The organism is Enterobacter sp. ECC-249 (genome assembly GCF_043965265.1).
In the GTDB taxonomy this organism is placed as follows: domain Bacteria; phylum Pseudomonadota; class Gammaproteobacteria; order Enterobacterales; family Enterobacteriaceae; genus Enterobacter; species Enterobacter quasiroggenkampii.
This window is the reverse complement of record NZ_CP143660.1, coordinates 2,738,602-2,764,124: the sequence shown is the minus strand read 5'-3', so window position 1 is coordinate 2,764,124 and position 25,523 is coordinate 2,738,602. Positions and strand designations below refer to the sequence as shown.

The following is a 25,523-nucleotide window of genomic DNA, read 5'->3' as shown; positions in this document are numbered from 1 at the left end:
TGGAGCGCATTACATGCCACCGGGAGCCGAACAGGCCGGAATAACGCGCCAGCGTTCGCTGGCTGCTCCTTAAGCCATTGGGTAACACGTGTCACCGGAGAAGACCTCGCCCCGCGGAATCGCTCTTTCCTGCGTCGATCCTGTCTCAACAAATTCTGAATTTATGCTACCCTTCCATAAATTTCATAAACATAGTGCAGAACGCCATGACGACAGCTCCTTTTATTCGCCCACAACTTACCCTGCCCGACGGTGCCGACAAGCTTCTGCTGCACTCCTGCTGCGCCCCCTGCTCGGGTGAAGTGATGGAGGCTATCCAGGCGTCGGGTATTGAATACACGATTTTTTTCTATAACCCCAATATCCATCCGCAAAAGGAATATCTGATTCGCAAAGAGGAGAATATTCGATTTGCGGAAAAACACGGCGTGCCGTTTGTTGATGCCGATTACGACACCGATAACTGGTTTGAGCGCGCGAAAGGCATGGAATGGGAACCCGAGCGAGGTGTCCGCTGCACCATGTGCTTCGATATGCGTTTCGAGCGTACCGCGCTCTATGCGGCAGAAAATGGATTCAGCGTTATCAGCAGCTCGCTGGGGATCTCCCGCTGGAAGAATATGCAGCAGATAAACGACTGCGGCCAGCGTGCGGCCGCGCGCTATCCGGGTATGGTTTACTGGGACTATAACTGGCGAAAACAGGGCGGATCCTCACGCATGATTGAGATCAGCAAGCGGGAACAGTTTTACCAGCAGGAATATTGCGGGTGCGTTTATTCGCTAAGGGACAGTAACCTGCACCGTAAGTCTCAGGGTCGCCCGCTGATCCGCATAGGGAAACTGTATTACGGTCAGGATGACAATGAGAAATAACGGGTTTCGGGTATAGAGATATATCCTAAAACTGCCCTGTCAGGTGCCGAATTTAGCCTTGCGTCTCCCATATCCACAAAGAGCGGCTATCCTTTAACTATCAACAAAAGGAGGCAAAAATGTCTGATATCGGTACTGATAAAAACACCCAGTTTGCTGAAGACAAGGCAAAAAATAAATTTGATGAACTCGCAGGTTCAGCGCAGCAGCAGTTTGGTGAATTCGTCGATTCACCAAAACATCAGGTAAAAGGTGCCGCGAAAAAGTATGCCGCTCAGGCCAGCGATGCCGTTTCCGACGTCACAGAAGCGGTCAGAAATAATCCCCTCACCGGCCTCATCGCCGCGGGTGCTGTCGGTATTGTTCTCGGCCTGCTGCTGGGTAGAAAATAACAAAAGGCCCTTCGGGGCTTTATTTTTACTAGCTAAACATCCTGACCATGCGATCTAACTCCTCCTCTTTCACGGCTCGCGATAAATAATACCCCTGAAAGTTTTTGACGCCCAGCGCGACTAATTTCTCAAACTTTTCCTCACTATCAACCCCCTCTGCAATACAGTCCGTTCCTGTCATGTCGCTATAAATCTGTATCGCTTTAATCAAGTTATAGTCATTGTCGTTTGCCACAAAATGCTCAACGATGTCGCGATCCAGCTTGAGCCCATCGAAATGGACCTGACGAACCGGGAACATGGTTTGGTGGTTAGAAAAGCAGTCATCCAGAAACAAACGACACCCCGTATTGCGTAAATGCCGCATGGTTTCAGGGATCCTTTTGTCCTTCGTCACGTCAATATCCTCTGCAAATTCAAAAACCAGCTTTTCGGCCCACTGCGGTTTAAGCAGCATATCGATGGCCTTTCGTGCCATATCAGGCAAGGCATTTCCGGAAGCCAGCCGAGGCGGGATGTTCACAGAAAAATAATATTTCCCGTTATACTTATTAATACCTGAAACGGCGGCATGGATGACCAGCGCCGTAATTTTCAGCCATATTTCATGGTTGGAAATATCCGTTAAAAAACTGGCGGGCTTGACAATTTTACCATTTTTATTCCAGCGAATCAGTATTTCAAAACCAACACCCTTTTTATCCCGATCGGTGATGATCTGATATGCCGGAAATATCTCGCGATTACGTAGCGCATTAAAAACGTCGGTTTCTTTCTCCGTGAGCCCCGTTTGGGGACGTGTTTGTTTAGCAGACACTTCCGCTTTAAAATTATGCGGATCGTGTAGCCAACGCTTAATTAAGTGTAATTTAAGCACGCCTTCCTTACGGTGGGTATACACCGTTTTATTAGACAAGCCCATTCTATCGCACATTTCTTTTACGGACATGCCGCGGTAGAAACTTAATAATACGTCAATTTCTCTTCGTGTTAACCACTTGAGATTATCTTGCGGGGAAATATCCATGTAGCGTTCGCGTAATACGCGGGAGCGATCCTTAAAACTTTTGTAATGGGTATGAAAACAAGCGATTACATCAGAAACGCTGGCTACGCGAATCAATGATAGTTGATAGCGGTTATTTAAAAGACTGCCCAGCGTGCGATACAGCCAGCCATCGGGAATATCACCATACAGTGTGACGTGCCGGATGACGGGCAGTGCATTAAGTACGGATGCCAGTCGCTTCAGGCTTTCCAGAAGGTTGACAACACCTTTTCCGAGAAACACCACGATATGCGCTTCCTGATTTTTAAGGATATTTTCAATATCCTGTTGAGATGCTTCATCTCCGTCAAAGTGGATCCGGGAAGCATGGATTCCGTATTTATTAAGGATCGAACAATATCCCTGGAATGTGAAACCGCAGGCTGAGATGACAAACTTATGTTCATCGCAAGCCCCATTTCTGAGAGAAATTTGGTGGGTCATAACCTGCTCCTGGGCACCAAAGCGCCATTTCCATTTGAGAATGCGTAAAATTAATTGTACCTGTTGCGTAGTTTAATTTTACCGTACCCCCTCTGGTTAATAAACTGTTATCAACCGAACTCGCCGGAACATCTTTGCGTTAATCACCAGCATTTAAATATACTTTTCTTTTCAAATAACCACGGCAAATGTTTTGTTCTCAGGGTATAATGAAAATTCCGAAAAAGAAGACTGGATACTTCATCTATCGGTTCATTCAAATACGAGAAAAATGCTATGGATAATCACATCTCATCCAGGGCCTTGCTACATCGAAGGGATGTTATAAAGAACAATCCGCGATTCGGTGAGGCAATATTAGAGCACTACGCAATTAATGACACCATCTACAAAAAACAACCTTTGTTCTACAAGACCATGCTGCAGGAATCACGATTTAACATTATTCTCTCCATGTGTTGTTTTATTTTTGGAAATCAGGCCGAGTCAGTTTCAGAGATTAAAGAATTATGCTCTCGCTATAAGATAGCCAGCCCCAACAGCGTCATTGCGATCATTACGATACTGAGAACCACCGGGCGCATCAAGACCTGGCGCTGTACTGAAGACCGACGTAAAACGAGAATCGCGCCAACCGAAAAAGGCCTGAATGAACTTAAGCGATATATGTCCGGCGCTTTTTTGCCCGTCAGTATTCTTTACCCGACATTCAATATTAACGTAAACCTGCTGGATAATGATATTTTGAGAAATAACTTCTTCCGCCGCGCGGCAGAATATCTTTTTCGGGGATTAACGTTCAGAAAGGTATTGCCGGAAGTGGGATTATTTATTGATAAAGATGGCGGGCGTATGATTATGCTTTATCTTTACCTGCAGGCTATGAAAAACAAATCTGCCCATGGTGCCGTCATTGACTATTCAGCAAGCATGCTCGCAAAAGAATTTTTCGTTTCGCGCATCCACGTCAACCGGATTATCAAATCAGCTCAAGAGGCGGGCTATCTGAAAGATCGGGGTGATGGTCGGCTATCGGTATACCCGGCGTTTATCGAACTCGTCGAAAATTATGCCGGTTTATATTTTGCGTATGTTACGCATTACATTAACGTTGTCCCTAAAGAGCGACGCCACGCTCACAGCGTGACGTCAACCGTATAATCCACCAGGCGTTCGGAATTCCGAACGCCACTCATCTATCGTTCCCGCAGCGCCTCTTTTGCCTTGTTCAGCGGTTTTAACAGATAATCCAGAATGGTTTTGCTGCCGGTTTTAATATCAACGGTGGCAATCATGCCCGGAAAGACCGGAAATTCCTGACTTTGCTTATTGGTCAGATGGTTACTGTCGGTACGAATATAGACGCGATAGTAGTAAACATCCCTTTTCACCTCATCCTGCAGGGTGTCCGGGGAAATCATGGTCACCTCGCCTTCCAGCCCGCCGTAAATGGAGTAGTCATAGGCCGTCACTTTCACCAGCGCTTTCTGGCCGGGATGGATAAAGGCCACATCGCGCGGCGAAATTTTCGCTTCAACCACCATCTGGTCGTCAAGCGGGACCAGGCTCATCAGCTTGCCGTTCGGCGGGATAACGCCGCCCACGGTCGTGACGTCAATATCCTTCACGATCCCGCGAACCGGGGCATTGAAGGTCAGCCGGGTCAGAGAGTCTTCCCGCCCCTTCATCACCGAACGCTGGGCTTCAATCTCGGCATTGGCTTTCGCCAGCTCTTCGCGGGCGCGAACGTAATACTGGTTTTTCATCTCGGTGATTTTGTTCTCAAGCTCGTTTTTTTGACGCTCAAGACGCAGCACCTCCACCTTGCTGGCCGCCCCCTGGGTCACCAGCGGACGGGTTAACGACAGCTCGCGCTGCACCAGCTCGGCGCCCTGACGTAATCCGGCCAGCCCTTTTTCGAGGCTTTCACGACGGGACTGGTAGAGCGCCGTTTCCTGTTTGACCAGCTCAACGTCGTCGTCCAGCTCATCCGGAAACGCGAGTTCCGTGTCGTTCACCTCGGCCTTGAGTCGCGCGGCCGTTGCCAGCGCCGCATTCAGGCGAGACTCGCTCTCCAGCACGCTCGACTCGGTTTTCGTCCGGTCAAGCTGCGCGAGCTGCTGGCCGCGTTCCACAATGTCGCCCTCGCGCACCATCAGGCTGTGGATAATGCCGCCTTCCAGGGACTGAATGACCTGCTCATGCGAAGACGGTATTACCTTGCCGCTGCCGGTCGTCACTTCATCAAGATGAAACAGGCTTGCCCAGGCGATAAACACCGCCAGCAGGGCGAAAAGCGACCATGCCACCAGTGACGATCGCGGCAGGCGTGGCTCCTTCAGCCGGCTATTGAAACGAGAGAAATCATTCATGCCGCGCCCTCCTCTGCAACCGCAGCTGGCTTCATGGTCACGGTGCGCTGGGCTGTCTTTTGCGGCGCCATGCCGTGCTGATGTAGGATCGCATCGCGCGGGCCGTCCATCACCACCCTGCCGTTTTCCAGCACAATGATGCGGTCGACCAGGTCCAGAATCGGCAGGCGATGGGTCGCCACCACAAGCGTCCGGCGTTTACCCAGCCATTTATGAAGATGCTGTATAAACTGCTTCTCGCTCATTTCGTCCAGCCAGGCCGTTGGCTCATCCAGCAGCAGAATATTCGGCGAGGTAATCAGGGCGCGCGCCAGCAGCAGCGCCTGACGCTGTCCGCCGGAGAGGCCAGCCCCGCCCTCGTTGATGATATAGTTCAACCCCATTTTCTGTTTACGCACAAACTCCAGCGCGCCGCTGTTAACCAGCGCCTGATGAATTTCGTCATCGGTCGCCAGCGGGTTCCCCATCAGGATGTTGTCCCGCACGGAGCCAAAGAACAGCCGGGCCTGCTGGCTCAGCAGCTGCATGTCGCGACGCACGTCGGCCGGGTCGAGGTGATTGAGGGCAATATCGTCCAGCAGAATGCTGCCCTGCTGCGGCTCCTGCATGCCCGCCAGAAGCTGTAACAGCGTGCTTTTTCCGGAGCCATTCCGCCCGAGCACCGCCACACGCTCTCCGGCGCGGATCCGCAGCTTGCTGATGTTGAGCACGGTAAGTTTCTCTTCCTCGTCGTAATAAAACCCGACGTCCTCCAGGGCATAGTCGCCGCGCAGGTGGGCTTTGTGCACCTTCTTGCCGTGCTGCGGATCGTCAATCGGCCGCTGCATCAGGTCGTCCAGCCCCTTGCGGGCCACTTTTGCCGACTGCCAGCGCGAGAGCACGCCTGAGATCTGCGACAGCGGCGCGATAGTGCGCGACGCCAGAATCGAGGTACCTACCAGCGCACCGGTGGTCATATCGCCGCTGATGACCAGATAGCACCCCACCAGCAGCACTACCGCATAAACAATGGACTGCACCTCCTGCGTCCAGGTGAGCAGCAGGCCCGTCAGCCAGCGCTGCTTCATGCCGACGCTGGCGGCAACGTCGTTGGTGTTATTCCACTGGTTCTGGAAACGCTGCTCGGCGCGCATCAGTTTGATGTCCTCAATGCCCTGCACCGCTTCCACCAGCGTGGCGTTACGGATGGCGGATTCACGCATCCCTTCGCTGGAGAGTTTCCCCAGCGGGCGCTGCACCAGCAGGCCGGGGATGAGCAGCAGCGGCACGGCAAGCAGGACCACCAGCACCAGCGGGCCGCCAATCATCCACAGAATAAAGACGAACAGCAGGAAGAACGGCAGATCGGAGATAGCCGCAATGGTGGTCGAGGTGATGAGCTCGCGCACCGACTCCAGCTCGCGGATCTGCGCGATAAACGATCCGGTTGATTTCGAGCGCGCGCCGTTTTTAATCCGCAGCGCGTGGGCAAACACGCGTTCAGAGATACGCAGGTCGGCGCGTTTCCCCACCACGTCGGAAATGTGTACGCGCAGCATGCGCATGATGAATTCGAACACGATGGCAATCATCACGCCGCCAAACAGCACCCACAGCGTGGCTTCAGACTGCGACGGAACCACCCTGTCGTAGACCTGCATGGAGAAGACCATGCCGGAAAGCGCCAGCACGTTGGCGACCAGCGCCACCAGCATGATGTCGCTGTAGCGTCGCCAGTCCTTCAGCGCCAGCTGCCAGAACCAGTTTTTTTCATACGGTTTGATGTAGTCGTCTACGCGGGCATCCGGCGTGGATTCGAGCGGACGCAGCACCATCAGGCCCTTTAACCGCGTCCCGAGCTCATCACGCGTCAGCGTCGTCTCCAGCCCCGCGTCGCCGTTAAACTGCAGGCTGACGTTGCCTTCGCTGTCCATGCGGTTGATGACCGCGATTTGTCCGCCGGTGAATTCCGCCAGCAGCGGCAGGCGCCACGGATCGAGGGATACCGCTTCAGCCGCCAGCACACGCATCCCCAGCCCAAGCTGGCGCGCCATCTCCTCCAGCACCAGCTGGCGCGGAGACTGGCTTTCGTGGTTAATCGTGACCCGAACATGCTCCGCGGAAAAATCCAGCCGGTAGTGCTTCGCGATGATGAGCATGCCCTGCAGCCAGGGTTCGTACTGTGGATGTGTCTTCATAAGGCTACGTCCTGTCCAGAGCGGTAATTTCGCACTGAAATGATACCTTTACGGGATGATTAAAAAACGAACGCTTTCTAAACGAGCCCGCAAAATAATCTTGTGAAATATAGGGTTATGACTATTCGTGTAAAGAAACGCCAAAAGGCCGCGGGGATCGCTCCCCGCGGCGTTGTTTTACGCAATTAACAGCTGATGGTTCGCCAGCAGCGTCGCCAGATCCGTCTGCACGCCGTTCAGGGTCACCAGAGTGGTCGGCGAGAACTGGCCGCCCGTACCGTCCAGGTCAACCTGGATCTCGGTATTGCTGCCGTTCTGCACCACGCGGATGTAATCGCTGATATTGCCCGCGCTGCTGTCCAGCGTCGCCACGCCGTTCACATAGCTCGCCGAGCCCGTGCCGGTATAGCCGCTGCCGGAAAGCAGATCGCGCAGGTCAATGCGATCCGTGTCCGCGGTCCCTTCCCAGGTGCCGACCGTAAAGCCGTTCACCACGTCGTGACCGTTACCGCCCGTTGCATCCGAAGCGTTGATCAGCTTGTAGAGCAACGTATCGTGACCGCCGCTGCCGATGTTGAAGGTGTCGTTCCCGCCGCGACCTTCGAACTGGTTATCACCGCTGTTGCCGGTAATGACGTCGTCGAAGTTCGAGCCGTTGATGCCCTCAATGTTGAGCAGTCGTGACGTGCCGAACCCGGTGTTCTGCGCGGTAGAGAGGCGCAAATCAACGGTAACGCCGGAGGTCGCATTGCGGTAATCCACTACGTCCATCCCACCGGTGTTGCTCCAGGTGTCGTAGTCGGAATGGGTATTCCATCCGCCGGAGCCGTTGTAGGTATAAGTGCCATCCTCTGCGATAAAGGTGTCGTTATACCCGGTCCCGGTGATGGTTCCGCTGTGGCCGCCGGTGGCCGCTTCGGCCGTCAGGACGTAGCCCTCTTTGCCGTTGCCCGCCTCCAGACCGCTCCAGGTGACGTTATCCGACACGCCGTTGGTGATCTTCAGGATCTCGGCCGAATAAGTTTCATTCGGATCCAGCCCGTAGAAGCTCACCAGCGCGGAGGTGTCGTTCGACCCGATACCGGACTGGGCGTTAATGATCTGCGAGGCCACCAGCACGCCCGCGGCGTTGTACAGGTTGACCGTATTGCCGTAGTAGGCGTTGATGCCCTCGCTGTCGACAATGTGCAGATGCATCGCGGTGCCGTCAGCAATGGTTTTGCTGTTTTGCACCAGCACCACCTTGCCGTTCTGCTGAGAGACCAGCAGATCCTGCGCGCCGTCCCAGTTGTAGTCCACTGCCGCCACGCCGGTGACGTTCGCCAGTCCGGAAGCCAGCTGGCTTGAGGTCCAGGTCGAGCCGTAACCGCTGTTGGTGAACAGGGTTGCCGTCTGCGAGCCGCCGTAGGTGCTGAGCTTGACGATGTCCATCTGCCCGTCACCGTTCCAGTCCACCGCCACCGACAGATACCCCGCCGTGGCGTTAGAGGCTTCCACCGCGCTCTTGGTGGCCGAGAGCTTCCCGGTACCGTCGTTGTAGTAGATCACCCCGCCGTTGTTGTTGTAGCTGCTGCCCAGGTACAGATCCATATAGCCATCGCCGTTGAAGTCCGCCCACGTCATCGACGCCGCCGTGGTGGTATTCGAGGCGTTAGCCACAAACACGTTCGTCAGGTTCTGACCGATGGATAACGTCCCGTTGCCGTTGTTGTTGATCACGGTTAACGAGTACGCGCCGCTGCGGTTGGTGTGCTGAACAATATCCACCGTACCGTCGTTGTTCAGGTCAACGCCGGAGATTTCGCGCCCGGAATCAAACTGACCGTAGAAACCGCCTTCGCCGCCGGTGCCGTCCGGCGACAGAACGCCGTTGTTGTTCACCAGGTAGGTCAGTGAGTCCATGCCGGCATCGCCGTACGCCAGATCCAGATAGCCATCGCCGGTTTTATCGTACGCAATCACGCCGCCGTACCAGATGGTGGTCCCCATCGCCAGCTGGCTGGCGTTATAGGTGCTGCCATCGTAGGTCCACATCACCTGCGTTGACCCGGCGTAGGTATTTTCCGTCGCGAAAATATCCTGCGTGCCGTTACGGTCAAAGTCGGCGGCGGTCTGGCTCACCACGTAGTAGCCGCGGGTGTTGGTCAGCGTATTGCCGGCATAGGTTGAGCTATCGCTGCTGGAGTAAGACTGTCCGTTAGCGATGATATTCCACAGGCCGCTGCTGTTCGTCCCCACCGTCATGGTCGAGTTGTTGCTGTTCCCCGCCGTGGTTGCCCAGTCGGTATTCACCGAGGTGGTATCAATCACCAGGCTGCCGGTCGCCGTACCCGTGGTGTTGCCGTTCCCCGCGCTGCTCTTCACCTGCGCCGTGACGCTGTAGCTCGCCACGCCCAGCGCATCGCCGTCCGGGATCTGCAGATACCAGGTGTTGTGATCCGGGTCGACCACCACCGCGCCGCCGGTCTGCGAGGTGTAAGTTTTGCCGTTCACCGTCACCACCAGGTATTCACCGTTCACCAGGTCAGCGGAGACGGTACCGGTGACGATCGGCGTGGTATCCGACGTTGTCTGCGCGGTAATCACCGCCGTGGTGGTCGGTATGCTGGTATCGACGTTCAGCACAAAGCCGTCGGATTCCGTGTAGTTTCCGGCTCTGTCGGTGACGCGCACGATGTAGGTGTGATTCCCGTCGCTCAGGCCGTTGTCCTGGAAGGACCAGCTTGCGCTGCCGTTCATGGTCACCTGGCCGAGCAGAACCCCGTCACGGTAAAGCTGCACGATCTCACCGTCGTCCGGTGCGCGGTTAAGCGTCCCGTTGATCAGCGGCGAGTTATCGTCCGTTGCCACCGAGCTGCCAAAGGTGCCCTGACGCTCGCCTTCGCCATCGGTGTAGCTCACTACCGTGCCCACCGTGGTCGGCGGCGTGGTGTCTACCGTGACGACCTGTGAGGCCGTGGATCCCACGTTGCCCGCCTGGTCGATAATCCGCACCTGGTAGGTGTAGTCACCGTCAGCCAGATCGCGGGTATCGGTGTAGCTCCAGCGCTGGTTGGTGACCGTGGCATCTGACCAGGTATTCCCGCCGTCGAGGCTTATCTGCACGCGCTCGTCGCTTGCCAGCGCGCTGCCCAGCGAACCGTTGATGGTCAGCGTGGTGTCCATGGTGATGAAATCACTCCCGGACTGGCCGGTGTCTTCGCTGATGCTGTCGATGGTGATGCCGTACTGCGGCGCCTGCGTATCCACAGTCACCGCCTGCGAGGCGGTTGCCCCGACGTTACCCGCCAGGTCAACGACCCGCACCTGGTAGCTATGGCTGCCGTCGGTCAGGGTACGCGTATCGCTGTAGCTCCACTGCGTCCCGCTGACGGTGGCGTACACCCAGGTGGTGCCGCCGTCCACGCTCACCTGCACGTACTCACCCGCCCCTAACTCTGCGCCAAGCGTTCCGTGCAGCGTGTACGAGGTCGAACTGGTCAGGAAGTCGTTATTGTCGAAGCCGGTATCGACGGTGATGTTATCCACGGTCACCGTAATCGCCGCATCCGGGGCGACCGTATCAACAGTCACCTGCTGATGGGCGCTGGCGCCCACGTTACCGGCGGCATCCACCACGCGAACGTAGTAGTCATAGGTCTGGTTACCCAGCGTGCGGCCATCCACGTAGTACCAGCTGTTGCCGGTGACGATCACGTTCTGCCAGGTGACGCCGCCGTCGATGCTGATCTGGGCATATTCGCCGTCGGCCAGCGTCGCGCCGAGCAAGCCGTGCAGCGTCAGGGACGTATCTTTCGTGACAAAGTCGCTGCTGCTCAGGCCGGTATCGTCGCTGATGCTGTCGATGGCGATCGTTTTGCTGGCGTCCGGCGCAACGGTATCAATAGTCACCACCTGAGAGGCAGTGGCGCTGATGTTGCCCGCATCGTCAATCACGCGCAGCTGGTAGTTGTAATCCCCGTCGGCCAGCGTGCGGCCATCGACATACGTCCAGCTCAGGCCGCTGACGCTGACGTCGGTCCAGGTGACGCCGCCGTCAAGGCTGATCTGCGCGTGGTCGCCGCTGCCCAGCGCCGCGCCGAGCGTGCCTTTCAGGCTGATCTGATTGTCGCTGGTGATAAAGTCGCTGCCGGACAGGCCGGTATCCTGAGTAATGGAGTCCACGGTAATGGTGGTTGCCGCAGGCTTCGTCAGGTCAATCACCACGTCCTGGCTGTCCGTGGCCCCCACGTTGCCCGCGTTATCAATCACGCGGACCTGGTACTGATACGTACCGTCCGTCAGGGTGCGGCCATCGGCGTAGCGCCAGGTGGTGCCGGTCACGGTCAGGTCAATCCAGGTGACGCCGCCGTCGAGGCTGATCTGCGCCTTCTCGTTATTGCCGAGCTGCGCGGTCAGCGAGCCGTTGACCACTACCTGAGCATCGTTGGTGATGAAATCACTCGCGCTCAGGCCGGTGTCGTTTTGCAGCGAATCAATGCTAATCCCCATCGACGGCGCGGTAAGATCGACCGTGACGGTATGGTTATCGCTGGCGCTGTTGCCGATGGTGTTGCTGACCTGCGCGTTAATCACGTACGAACCGCCGTCCGCCAGCGCGGTCACGTCTGCGCTGCCCACCGTATAGCTCCAGGTGCCGTCATTCTGAACGGTCGCCGTGTAGGTTTTACCGTTCAGCGTGATGGTCACCGTCTGGCCCGCCGGCGCGTCGGTGGTGCCGCTGATGACCAGCGGCGTGCCGTGCTCGGCGGCGTTGACGATATCGTCCTGCGCAAAGGTGTTAATGGTGATGGTTGGGACATCGCCGTTCAGCGTCACGTCGTGCGTTGCGCTGCCCGGGTTGCCCGCCCTGTCGCTCACCGAAGCGGTGATGGTGTACTCCCCGTCGCTCAGGCCGAGGAAATCACGGCCCGGCACGAAGACCGACCACGATCCGTCCGCCCCGACGGTCGCCTGATAGCTATGCCCGTTGAAGGAGACGGTCACCGTCTGGCCCTGTTCCGCCGTGGTGGTGCCGCGGATAGTCTGGCCCGCCAGCTGCTCCGCGTTGTTGACGATATCGTCATCGGCCACGGTGCTGATGGTCACGGTTGGCGCGACGGTATCCACCGTTAAGGTGTGCGTGGCCTGGCCGCCGTTGCCGGCTTTGTCGTTGACCGAGGCGGTGACCGTCAGCGCGCCCTGGCTCAGGGCGGCCAGGTCGGCTGCAGGTACGTCGAGCGTCCAGGTGCCGTCGCTGCCGACAAGCGCAGTGTAGGTTTTGCCGCCCAGCGTCACGGTAACGGTCTGACCCGCCTCCGCGCTGGAAGATCCGTGCACGGTCAGCGGCTGCTGCGCTTCCGCGGCGTTCAGCATGTCGTCAACCGACAGCGTCCCCATGCTCACCACCGGCGCAGTGGTATCGACGCTGATACCGTGCGTCGCCGACGCGCTGTTGCCCGCGCTGTCCTGCGCCGACACGGACACCTGATAGCTCGCGCCATCGGCCAGGGCACCTACGTCTGCGGCGGGAACGGTGGTCGTCCAGCTGCCGTCGCTCTGGATGGTGGCCGTATAGCTCTTGCCGTTCAGGGTCACGGTGACCTGAGTCCCGCTGGCGAACTGGGCGCTGGAGCCGCTAATCACCAGTGACGAACCGGCTTCAGCCGCGTTGATCACGTCGTCACCGCTAACGGTGTTCACCGTCAGCGCCACGGAGGCGGTGTTGACCACCACGTCATGGGTCTGGGTGCTGCTGTTACCCGCGCTGTCGGTAATGGTCGCGCTGAGGGTCACGGTGCCGTCTGTCAGGGCGGAAATCACGCTGGCCGGAACGCCCACGCTCCAGTTACCGCTGGCGTCAACGGTAGTGGTGTACTGGTGCGAACCGATGGTGATAACCACTTTATCCCCGACGTTCGCGCCGGTTGCCGACCCGCTGACGATCTGCGCCTGGCCGTGCTCCACGCTGTTAATCACGTCATCGCCCGCGACAACGTTAAAGCTGACGGTCGGCGGCGTGGTATCAAGCGTAATCGCTTTGCCCGCGCTGCCAGGGTTCCCCGCGGCGTCGCTCACGCTGACCTGCACGGTGTAGCCGTTATCCGCCAGCGCGGACAGGTCGGTACCCGGCACGTTCACGCTCCAGATGCCTCCCTGCTGCACCTGGGCGGTATAGCTCTTACCGCCCAGCGTCACGGTGACCGTCTGCCCGGCTTCCGCCGTGGTGGTGCCGGAGATGGCCACGCCCGCAGCCGCTTCGCTGCCGTTAATCACGTTATCGCCTGCGACCGTATCAATGGTCACGGTTGGCGCAGTCGCGTCCACGCTATACTCACGGCCCGCCGAGGCGCTGTTGCCGTGCGCGTTGGTGACGCTCACCTGCACGCTGGCATCGCCGTCCTTCAGGCCCGCGAGATCCGCAGACGGCACGGTGGCCGTCCAGTTACCGTCAGCATCCACCTTCGCGGTGTACGTCTTGCCGCCGAAGGTAACCGTAACGGTCTGGTTTTCCTCCACGTTCGAAGTGCTGCCGGAGAGCACCAGATCCGCACCTTTCTCCGCCGCGTTAATCACGTCGTCGGTGGCAATTGCATCGATGCTGATAGCCACCGCCGCCAGGTCGACGGTCACGTCATGGCTGATGGTCACCGGGTTGCCCGCCGTGCTCTGGCCCGCAACGGTCACGGTGACCGTACCTGCTGCGAAGGCCCCGACATCAGCCGCCGGAATCGCCGCGCTCCAGGAACCGTCCGCCAGCACGGAGGCCGCATAGGTTTTGCCATTGACGGTCACGGTGAGCGTTGTGCCTGCCGCCAGCCCGTCGCTGGTGCCGGAGACGATCAGATTTTGAGTATGTTCGATGCTGTTGATGACATCATCGCCCGCCACGGTATCGACGCGCAGGCCCGGCAGGCTGGCGTCGATAACGATTTCGCGATCGCCTGCGCCCGTGTTGCCATGGCCGTTGGTGACGGTTGCTGACACCGTCAGGTCACCGTTGCCCAGCGCCGTCAGGACGGACTCCGGCACGCTCACAGACCAGGTCAGATCGCTCTGTACCGTCGCGGTGTACGTGTTGCCGCCAATGGTTACGGTGACGGTATTGCCCGCTTCCGCGTTCGTTACCTTGCCGCTGATGGTCTGGCCCGCGGCCACTTCCGCCGCGTTGATGACGTTATCGCCCGCGATGGTGTTGATGGTGACGCCCGGCAGCGCGGTGTCCACCAGCAGGTTCGCGGTGTTGCTCACGCTGTTGCCCACGCCGTTGGTCGCAGCCGCGCTCAGGGTGTAGTTTGCTTCGCCCAGGCTCGCGAGATCCGCCGCCGGAACCGTCAGGCTCCAGGTGCCGTCCGCCGCCGTCGTGGCCGCGTAGTTTTTACCGTTCAGAGTCACGGTCACCACGGTGCCTTCCGCCAGGTTGGCGCTGGTGCCGCTGACGCTCAGATCCTGACCCTTCTCCACCGCGTTCAGCACGTTGTCGCCGCTCATGGCGTTGAAGGCCACGGACGGCAGGCCGGTATCGACGGTCACGTTATGCGTGCCGGTGCCGGTATTGCCCGCCGCGTCGGTGACAGACGCCGTGACGGTCACTGTGCCGTCGCTGAGGCCGGAAATCACGCTCGCCGGGACGCCCACGCTCCAGTTGCCCGCCGCGTCCAGCACGGTGGTGTACGTCTGGCCGCCGATGGTGACGGTCACCTTATCGCCCGCTGCCGCGCCGGTGGCGGTGCCGCTGACGATTTGCGCCTGAGCGTGCTCAGTGATGTTAATCACGTCGTCGCCCGCTACGGTATTGATGGTCACCGCAGGCACGGTCACGTCCACCGTCAGAGTGTGATCGACCGACGCCGGGTTGCCCGCCTTGTCGCTGACGCTCGCCGTCACGGTGACGCTGCCGTCGCCAAGCGCCGCCAGATCCGCCGCCGGAACGCTCAGCGTCCAGCTGCCGTCCGCGCCTGCGGTTGTGGTGTAGTCTTTGCCGTTCAGCGTCACGGTGACCGTCTGGCCCGCTTCGGCGGTGGTGGTGCCGGACACGGTCAGATCGCTCTTCGCTTCGGCGGCATTGAGAATGTCGTCCGTCGCCAGGGTATTGATGGTCACGGTCGGCGCGGTCGCATCCACGCTGTACTCGCGGCCCGCCGAGGCGCTGTTGCCGTTCACGTTGGTGACGCTCACCTGCACGCTGGCATCGCCATCCTTGAGGTGTGCCAGATCCGCAGACGGCACGGTCCAGGTCCAGTTGCCGCTGTCGTCTACTGTCGCGCTATAGATTTTGCCGTTCAGGCTGATGGTCACGGTTTGCCCGGCTTCCACGTTAGTGGTCGCACCGGACAGCACCAGATCCGCGCCCTTCTCCGCCGCGTTAATCACGTCGTCGGTGGCGATGGAGTTGATGCTGATGGCAACGGTCGCCAGATCTACCGTCACATCGTGGCTGATGGTAATCGGGTTACCCGCTGAACTGTCGCCGGTAACGCTGATTTTGACGGTGCCTTCCGGCCACGCGCTCACGTCGGTGGACGGGATCGCCGCGCTCCAGGTGCCGTCCGCCAGCACCGTGGCCGCATAGTCTTTACCGTTGACGGTGACGGTCAGCGCCGTACCCGGTGCCAGCCCGTCGCTGGAGCCGGTAACAATGAGGTTCTGCGTATGCTCGATGCTGTTGACCACGTTGTCGCCCGCCACGGTATCGACGCGCAGGCCCGGCAGGTTAGCGTCGATAGCGATCTCGCGCTCGCCGGTGCCGGTATTGCCGTGGCCGTTGGTGACGGTCGCCGTCACGCTCAGGCTTCCGTTGCCCAGCGCGGTCAGCACGTCAGACGGCACGCTGACGGACCAGGTCAGATCGTTCTGCACCGTCGCGGTGTACGTGTTGCCGCCAATGGTCACGGTCACGGTGTTGCCCGCTTCGGCATTCGCCACGGTGCCGCTCAGCGTCTGGCCTGCGGCCACTTCCGCCGCATTAATGACGTTATCGCCCGCCACGGTGTTGATGGTGACCGTTGGCAGCGCGGTGTCTACCAGCAGGTTCGCGGTGTTGCTCACGCTGTTGCCCACCCCGTTGGTGGCGGTCGCGTTCAGGGTGTAGTTTGCCTGACCCAGACCGGCCAGATCCGCTGCCGGAACGGTCAGGCTCCAGGTGCCGTCCGCGGCGGTCGTGGCCGTGTAGTTTTTACCGTTGAGGGTCACGGTGACCACGGTGCCTTCCGCCAGGTTGGCGCTGTTGCCGCTCACGCTCAGATCCTGACCCTTCTCTACCGCGTTCAGCACGTTATCGTCGCTGATGGCGTTGAAGTTGACCGATGGCAGACCGGTATCGACGGTCACGTTATGGCTGCCGGTGCCGGTGTTGCCCGCCGCGTCGGTGACAGACGCCGTGACGGTCACGGTGCCGTCGCTGAGGCCGGAAATCACGCTGGCCGGGACGCCCACGCTCCAGTTGCCCGCCGCGTCCAGCACGGTGGTGTACGTCTGGCCGCCAATCGTGACGGTGACCTTATCGCCCGCTGCCGCGCCGGTGGCGGTGCCGCTGATGATTTGCGCCTGGCCGTGTTCTGCGATGTTAATGACATCGTCGCCCGCCACGGTATTGATGGTCACCGCAGGCACGGTGATATCTACCGCCAGGTTGTGGTCCACCGATGCCGGGTTGCCCGCCTTATCGCTGACGCTGGCGGTGACGGTCACGCTGCCGTCCGTCAGGGCCGCAACATCGGCCGCCGGGACGTTCAGCGTCCAGCTGCCGTCCGCGCTGACGGTTGTGGTGTAGTCTTTGCCGTTCAGCGATACGGTTACCGTCTGGCCCGCTTCGGCGGTACTGGTGCCGGACACGGTCAGATCGCTCTTCGCTTCGGCGGCATTGAGAATGTCGTCCGTCGCCAGGGTGTTGATGGTCACGGACGGCGCGGTCGCATCCACGCTGTACTCGCGGCCCGCCGAGGCGCTGTTGCCGTTCACGTTGGTGACGCTCACCTGCACGCTGGCATCGCCGTCTTTCAGACCCGCCAGATCGGCGGCTGGCACCGTGGTCGTCCATTTGCCGTCGGCGCCTACGGTCGCGGTGTAGCTCTTGCCGCCGAAGGTGATGGTGACGGTCTGGTTTTCCTCAACGTTCGAGGTCGCACCGGAGAGCACCAGATCCGCGCCCTTCTCGGCGGCGTTAATCACGTCGTCGGCGGCAATCGCATCGATGCTGATGGCAACGGACGCCAGATCCACCGTCACATCGTGGCTGATGGAGACCGGATTACCGGCGCTGCTCTGGCCTGCAACGGTCACGGTAACCGTGCCTGCTGCGAGAGCACTCACGTCTGATGCCGGGATCGCCGCGCTCCAGGTGCCGTCCGCCAGCACGGTCGCCGGATAGGTTTTGCCGTTGACGGTCACGGTCAATGCCGCGCCAGCCGCCAGCCCGTCGCTGGTGCCGGTGATAATCAGGTTCTGCCCGTGTTCGATGCTGTTGATCACGTCGTCGCCCGCGACGGTATCCACGCGCAGGCCCGGCAGGTTAGCGTCTATCACGATTTCGCGCTCAGCGGAACCGCTGTTGCCGACGCCGTTGGTCACGCTGGCCGACACCGTCAAATCGCCGTTACCCAGCGCGGTCAGCACGTCCGACGGCACGTTAACGGACCAGGTGAGATCGCTCTGCACCGTTGCGGTGTAGCTGTTACCGCCAATGGTCACGGTCACGATATTGCCCGCTTCGGCATTCACTACCTTACCGCTGATGGTCTGGCCGGCTGCCAGCTCCGCCGCGTTAATGACGTCGTCGCCCGCAATGGTGTTAACGATCACGCCCGGCAGAACGGACTCCACGTTCACGGTGTGCGACGCGCTGGTGCTGTTGCCGACGCTGTCCGTTGCCGAGGCGGTGACGGTATAAAGCGCCTCGCCCAGCTGACCGACTTCGCTCGCCGGAACGGTGGTGGTCCATTTTCCGCTATCGTCCACCTGCGCGCTGTACGCTTTGCCGTTGAGCATCACGGTCACCACCGCGCCTGCCGCCAGGCCGGAAGCCGTACCGGAGAGGGTCAGATCCTGGGTTTTCTCTGCATTGTTGATCACATCGTCACCGGAAACGGTGTCAATGGTCAGCCCCGGCGCGGTCAGGTTCACCTCCACGCCGTGCGTGGCGCTGTTGCTGTTGCCCGCTTTATCGGTCAGCGCTGCGGTAATAGCGTGATCCCCGGCAGCCAGCGCGGTGACGTCCGCCGCAGGCACGCCGACGCTCCAGTTGCCAGAGGCATCCAGGGTGGCGGTGTACGATTTGCCGTTGAGGGTAACGGTGACCACGTCGCCCGCCGCCGCGCCGGTCACGGAACCGGTGACAATCAGGGCCTGCGCATGCTCGGCGCTGTTGATCACATCGTCGTCCGAAACGGTGTGAATGGTCAGCTGTGGAACGGTGGTATCAACCAGCACGTCGCGGTCCGCGGAGGCCGGGTTACCCGCTTTATCCGACACGGCGGCGCTGACGGTGTAGTTCCCGTCGGTAATACCGCTCAGATCCGCGGACGGCACGGTCACGCCCCAGCTGCCGTTGGCCTGCACGGTGGTGGTGTAGTCCACGCCGTTCAGCGTCACGGTGACGGTCTGGCCCGCTTCGGCGTTGGTCACGCCGTTAATCACCAGATCCTGCTGCGCTTCGGCCGCATTGATGATGTTGTTGTCGCTGATGATTTCAATAGACACCGTCGGCGCGGTCGCGTCCACGCTGTACTCGCGGCCCGCCGAGGCGCTGTTGCCGTTCACGTTGGTAACGCTCACCTGCACGCTGGCATCGCCGTCTTTCAGACTGCCCAAATCGGCAGACGGTACGGTCGCCGTCCAGTTGCCGCTGGCATCCACCGTCGTGGTGTACGACTTGCCGCCGAAGGTGATGGTGACGGTCTGGTTTTCTTCCACGTTGGTGGTGGAGCCGGACAGCACCAGGTCCGCGCCTTTCTCCGCCGCGTTAATCACGTCGTCAGAGGCAATCGGGTTAATGCTGATGGCGACTGCCGACAGATCCACCTTCACGTCATGGCTGATGGAAACCGGGTTGCCCGCCGCGCTCTGGCCTTCCACGGTCACGGCGATCGTACCCGCATTCAGCGCGCTGACGTCTGCCGCCGGAATAGCCGCCGTCCAGGTGCCGTCCGCCAGTACGGTGGCCGCGTAGGTTTTACCGTTAACGGTGACCGTCAGCGCGGAGCCGCTCGCCAGTCCGTCGCTGGAGCCGGTGATAATCAGGTTTTGTGCGTGCTCAATGCTGTTGATGACATCGTCACCCGCCACGGTATCGACGCGCAGGCCCGGCAGGTTGGCATCAATGGTGATGTCGCGCTCGCCCGTTCCGGCGTTGCCGTGGCCGTTAGTGACGCTGGCTGACACCCTCAGATCGCCGTTACCGATGGCGGTTAAGACCGTAGACGGCACGTTGACCGACCAGCTCAGGTCGTCCTGAACCGTCGCCGTATAGGTATTGCCGCCGATTGAAATAGTGACAGTGTCACCGCTCGCCGCACCGCTCACTTTGCCGCTCAGGGTCTGCCCGGCAGCCACTTCCGCCGCGTTAATGACATCGTCAGTCGCGACCGGGTTGATGGCGATCTGCGGCAGCGCGCTGTCGACCAGCACGCTGTGGCCGGTGCTTGCGCTGTTGCCCGCGCTGTCGGTCACGCTCGCCGTCACGGCGTAGCTCGCTTCGCCCAGCGCCGAGACGTTTGCCGCCGGAACGGTCACGCTCCAGTTCCCGCTCGCGTCGGTGGTGGCCGTATAGCTGATGCCGTTCAGGGTCACCGTAATGGTCGTGCCGTCCGGCTGGTTACTGGTGCCGGACACCTGCAGATCCTGGCCTTTCTCGGTCGCGTTGATCACGTCGTCAACCGCCAGGGTATTAATGGCAATCACCGGCGCGGTCAGGGAGACGTCAAACTCGTGCGTCGCGGTGGTGCTGTTACCGGCTTTGTCGGTGAGGGTCGCGGAGATCGTCTGCTCGCCATTTGCCAGCGCGCCCACGTCCGCCGCCGGAACGCCCACGCTCCAGCTGCCGGATGCGTCCAGCATGGCGGAATAGTCTTTACCGTTCAGGGTCACGGTAATCACGTCGCCCGCCTGCGCGCCCGTCACCTTACCGGAGACGATCAGCGCCTGGCCGTGCTCGGCAATATTCACGACGTCGTCGCCCGCAACGATGTTGAACGAAATCTGCGGTACGGTGGTGTCGACCAGCACTGAAGAGCCCGCGCTGGCCGGGTTACCTGCTTTGTCGGAGACGGTCGCCGTTATCGCCGCGCTGCCGTCGGTGATGCCAGCCATATCCGCCGCCGGAACGTCGAGCGTCCAGCTGCCGTCCGCCTGCACCTGGGCCGTGTACTGGTTGCCGTTGAAGGTCACGGTGACCGTCTGGCCTGCTTCGGCAGTTGAAGTGCCGCTCAGGGTCAGATCCTGCGCTGCCTCAGCCGCGTTCAGCATATTGTCATTGCTGATGGTGTTGATGGTCACCGTCGGCGCGACGGTATCAACGCTGAATTCCTGCGCCGAAGACGCCGCGTTGCCGTTCACGTTGGTCACGCTGACCTGCACGCTGGCGTCGCCTTCTTTCAGGCCGCTCAAATCGGCAGCCGGAACGGTCCAGGTCCAGTCGCCGTTGCCATCCACCGTCGTGGTGTACGTTTTCCCTGCAAAGGTGATGGTGACGGTCTGGCTCGCTTCCACGTTGGAGGTGGTGCCGGACAGGACCAGATCCTGGCCTTTTTCCGCCGCGTTAAGCACGTTGTCGTCGGTCACGCTGCTGATGGTGATGGCGACCGGCGCGAGATCGACGTCCACGACGGTCCCGATGGTTACCGGGTTGCCGGAGGCATCCTGCGCGCTTGCCTTGATATCCAGCGAGCCATCCGCCCACTGGGACACGTCCGCCGCCGGTACCGCTGCCTGCCAGGTGCCGTCGGCCAGCACCGTTGCGGAATACGCTTTGCCGTTGATGGTCACGGTGACGGCGCTGCCCGCCACCAGATCGGTGCTGGTGCCGGATACAATCAGGTTCTGCGCGTGTTCAATCACGTTGATCACGTCGTCACCTGCGATCGTATCAATACGCAGTCCCGGAAGCTGGGCGTCGATGGTGAAGTCGAGCGAAGAGGAGCCGGTATTGCCGTGCGCGTTGGTGACGCTGGCCGATACGGTGAGATCGCCATTGCCCAATGCGGTGAACTGGCTCTGGGTTAACGGCAGGCTCCAGGTGAGATCGTCCTGCACGGTAGCCGTGTATGTCTGGCCGCCGAGAATTATCGTGACATTGTCACCTGACGCCGCGTTCGTTACCTTACCGGACAGGGTTTGCCCTGCCGCCACTTCCGCCGCGTTAACAATATTGTCGCCCGCCAGCGTGTCGATCGTTACCACCGGCAGCGAGCTGTCCACCAGCACATCGTGCGAGGCTGAGGCGCTGTTGCCTACGCTATCGGTGACGCTCGCCGTCACGGTGTAGTTCGCTTCGCCCAGAGACGAGACGTTTGCCGCCGGAACGGTCAGGCTCCAGTTTCCGCTCGCGTCAGCGGTGGCCGTATAGTGAATGCCGTTCAGCGTCACCGTAATGGTCGTGCCTTCCGGCTGGTTGCTGGTGCCGGAAATCTGCAGATCTTCGCCTTTCTCGGTGGCGTTAATCACATCGTCCACCGCCAGCGTGTTGATACCGATGACGGGCGTCACGGTATTCACTACCACGTCCAGCGAACTGCTTCCTGTATTGCCGGACCTGTCGGTCACGGAGACGTCGATTGTCCAGGTGCCGTCAGTCAGCCCCTGCACGACGGACGCCGGCAGGCCAAGGCTCCAGTTGCCCGCCGCATCCACCACGGTGGTGTAATCGACGCTGTTAATGGTGATGGTCACAAGGTCGCCCGCCGCCGCACCGGTGACGGAGCCGCTCAGGATCTGCGCCTGCGAATGGGCGAGCTGGTTAACGGTATTGGTGTCGGTGACAAAGTCGTTGATGGTCACCTGCGGTACGGTCGCATCCACCAGACCCACGCGATCGGCGCTGCTGGCGTTGCCCGCCACGTCGCTCACGGTGGCCGTCACGATCACGATGCCATCGTTGAGGGCGCCGACGTCAGCCGCCGGCACGATCAGCTGCCAGGTACCGTCCGTCTGGACCGTGGTCTGATACGTTTTGCCGTTCAGCGTCACGGTGACCGTCTGGCCTGCTTCCGCACTGCTGGTGCCGCTTAAGGCTAAATCCTGCTGCGCCTCGGCCGCGTTGATGATGTTGTCGGCGGTCAGGTTATCGAGCGTAATCGCTGGCGGCAGCGTATCCACCGTGACCACGCGCGACGCGTCGGCGCTGTTTCCGCTGACGTTAGTGACGCTGACGCTCACCTGCGCGCGGCCGTCGATCAGGGTTTCCATGGCGCTGGCGGGCACGGTCAGGCTCCAGGAGCCGTCCTGCTGCACCTGTGCGGTAAAGGTCTGGTCGGCGAATTTCACCACCACGGTCTGCCCCGCCTCCACGCCCTGCGTCTGGCCGGAAAGGGTTAAATCTGCGCCTTTTTCTGCCGCATTCAGCAGGTCGTCGCCGGAGACGGTATCAATGGTGACCGCCACGGCGTTCAGATCGAGTTCGATCGGGTGTTCAGCCGCAACGGGATTGCCCCAGGCATCGACCGCACTGACGCTAACCGTCATGCCGCCCGCCGTCCAGGACTGCAGGTCCGCTGCCGGAACGCCGATCTGCCAGTGGCCGCTGGCGTTAACCGCGGTAACGTACTCAACGTTGTTGATGGTGACGGTAATCTGCGTGCCGGCAGCCAGATGGGTGCTGGAGCCGGTAACGGTCAGATCCTGCTGCTGCTCAATGGCGTTGATCACGTCATCGCCGGAAATGGTGTTCACGCGCAGACCCGGCAGCTCGGCGTTGATATTGATATCACGCTCGCCGGTGCCGGTATTGCCGTGCGAATTGGTCACCGACGCGGTGAAGGTTAAATCCCCGTCGCCGAACGCCTGAAGATCCGCTGACGGGATTTTCACGCTCCAGGTCAGATCGTTCCCCACCGTGGCGGTGTAGCTCTTGCCGCCCACGGTGACAGAAACGGTATCGCCCGCCGCCGCGCCGGTGACGCGACCGCTGAGCGTTTGATCCACACCCGCTTCGGCGTTATTGACCAGGTTGTCGCCCGCAAAGGTGTTGATAATCACCTGCGGCAGCACGGTATCCACCAGAAGATTCGCTTCGGCAGAGCCGCTATTACCCACGCTGTCAGTACCGCTGACGCTGACGGTGTAAAGGGTGTTCGCCAGATTCAGGACGTCGGAAACCGGCACCTGAACTGCCCAGATGCCGTTTTCAACGGTGGCCTGATAGCTGACGTTGTTCAGCGTCACGGTGATGGCGCTGCCGTCCGGCAGGTTGCTGGTACCGGTCAGGCTCAGCGGCTGCATCGCCTCCTGGGCATTCAGAACATTATCCTGGCTGATGGCGTCAATCGTAAATTCTGGCGGGTGTCCACTCAGCGTAATGCCGTGCGTGGCATTGCCGGTGTTGCCTGCCGCGTCGGTGACGGAAACCGAAATCGTGTGGTTGCCTTCACCCAGCGCGCCCAGCACGGACGCCGGAACGCCAACGCCCCAGCTGCCATCCGCCAGCACCACGCCGGTGAAGGTCTGGCCGCCAAGGGTCACGGTGACCACATCGCCCGCGGCTGCACCGCTCGCCTGGCCGGAAATAATGTGCGCCTGACCCTGCTCGCTGATATTGAGGATATCGTCGCCCGCCACGGTATGGATGGTGACGACCGGCGCGGCGGTATCAACCGTGAATTCTGTGGTGACAGACGAGCCGTTGCCCGCTTTGTCGCTAACGTTCACCGTCAGGCTGTGATTGCCCTCGCTGAGCGCCTGCACGTCGTTCGCCGCCAGCGTGACGGACCAGGTGCCGTCGCTGCCCACCGTGGCGTTATAGTTTTTGCCGTTCAGCGTGACCGTGACGATCTGACCGGCTTCCGCATTCGTTTTGCCGGTCAGGGTCAGCGGCTGGTTGTGTTCAGCCGCATTAATGATGTTGTCCTGCGCGAGGGTATCGACAGAGAGGGTTGGCGCGGCGGTATCCACGCCGATCGTCTGGCTGCCGCTCACGGTATTACCCGCCGCGTCTTTGCCGCTGACGTTAACCGTCCAGGTGCCGTCGCCTAGCGCCTGCGCGTCTGCTGCAGGCACGTTCACGCTCCACGCGCCGTCTGCCCCTACTTCAGCCGCGTAGGTTTTGCCGTTCAGCGTCACGGTAAGTTCAGTGCCCTGCGCCAGATTCTTGCTGGCACCGGAGAGCGTAAAGCCCGCGGATTGCTCGCTGGCGTTAAGCACGTTATCGCCCGCGGTGGTGGCAAGCGTAATGGCGGCCTCGGCGGTCGAGACCGTTACGGTGATGTTGCCCGCATCGGTGGTCTTACTGCCGTCGATCTGCACCACAGACCAGGTGTGTTCCCCGTCCGTCTGGGTCGGTAATTTTACCGTCCAGGTGCCCTCTTTACTCACCATGGCGCTGGCGATGGTGCTGCCGCTGCTGTCTTTGATCTGGATCGTCGCCCCCGGCTGACCGGTACCGCTAAAGGTTGGCGTGTTGTCGTCCGTGATCGCGTTTGCTGTCAGCACGCCCTGCCGGTCACCCGCATTGTCCGTCAGCAAAAAGGTTGGCGTGGCGCTTTCTACTTCCTTTGTATTATCAATAACTTTTGTTTTAGTTTCGCCATCACCGCCGTTTGCCAGCAGTGCCCCGATGGCGCCGCCGCCTAACGCAGCCCCGGCAATCCAGCCCCACGGGGCATCGCTTAAGACGCTTTCCTGCGCCAGGAAAGGTTGAATGCTGCTAATTGGTGTGGCCTGCGCGGTTAACTCGGTCACCGCCACGCCCGATGCTTCCCCGGTATCGGCAAAAGAAATATGCGTCAGTTCCTGACGATCGTTGAATACCAGCTCTGACTGATTATGCGTTTCAGGATCTTCAACAAAATAGTTATTGCAGCGAATCACGCTGCCATCTTTCATATAAATGAGGAGGTCTTTACCCTGGCGGACATAACGCACCACATCCTGAGCAGAACCCTGGATTTCAATGACGCTCGGAGATGAAATAGAGACCGACAAATTCCCTTCGCCGGTTAATTTCGTTTTCTCCGCCGTTTTGCGAATGATGACATCAACAACCTTTATGTTACTCATATTTCTCTCCTTGCAGGTGTACGGATTCCTGT

General features: G+C 59.9%; 7 protein-coding genes. 3 read left to right on the top strand and 4 right to left on the bottom strand.

The window, feature by feature from the left end:
* Positions 1–206 precede the first annotated feature (206 nt).
* Positions 207–875: an epoxyqueuosine reductase QueH gene (locus tag V1587_RS13250; protein WP_048030544.1), complete on the top strand. Its 669-nt coding sequence runs from the start codon at positions 207–209 to the stop codon at positions 873–875.
* 119 nt (positions 876–994) lie between these two features.
* Positions 995–1,267: a YqjD family protein gene (locus V1587_RS13245; protein WP_045910495.1), complete on the top strand. Its 273-nt coding sequence runs from the start codon at positions 995–997 to the stop codon at positions 1,265–1,267.
* Positions 1,268–1,295: 28 nt separating this feature from the next.
* On the opposite strand, the gene V1587_RS13240 is transcribed toward V1587_RS13245, so the two are convergent.
* Positions 1,296–2,759, bottom strand: coding sequence for an EAL domain-containing protein (locus V1587_RS13240; protein WP_371898041.1), 1,464 nt, complete (start codon positions 2,757–2,759; stop codon positions 1,296–1,298).
* A gap of 276 nt (positions 2,760–3,035) precedes the next feature.
* Between V1587_RS13240 and V1587_RS13235 the strand changes: the two genes are divergently transcribed.
* Complete coding sequence (locus V1587_RS13235) at positions 3,036–3,920, top strand: MarR family transcriptional regulator (RefSeq protein WP_371898040.1); 885 nt, start codon at positions 3,036–3,038, stop codon at positions 3,918–3,920.
* 35 nt (positions 3,921–3,955) lie between these two features.
* Here the strand turns inward: V1587_RS13235 and V1587_RS13230 are convergent, their stop codons facing one another.
* From V1587_RS13230 to V1587_RS13220, 3 genes are all read right to left on the bottom strand, one after another.
* Entirely contained in the window at positions 3,956–5,131 is a 1,176-nt protein-coding gene (locus V1587_RS13230; RefSeq protein WP_371898039.1) for an HlyD family type I secretion periplasmic adaptor subunit, read from the bottom strand.
* Entirely contained in the window at positions 5,128–7,308 is a 2,181-nt protein-coding gene (locus V1587_RS13225; protein WP_371898038.1) for a type I secretion system permease/ATPase, read from the bottom strand. The genes V1587_RS13230 and V1587_RS13225 overlap by 4 nt, the downstream gene beginning before the upstream one ends.
* Before the next feature lie 177 nt (positions 7,309–7,485).
* Positions 7,486–25,491 carry an Ig-like domain-containing protein gene (locus tag V1587_RS13220; RefSeq protein WP_395314368.1) on the bottom strand — a complete coding sequence of 6,002 codons (18,006 nt, stop codon included), beginning with the start codon at positions 25,489–25,491 and terminating at the stop codon, positions 7,486–7,488.
* Between the last annotated feature and the right edge of the window lie 32 nt (positions 25,492–25,523).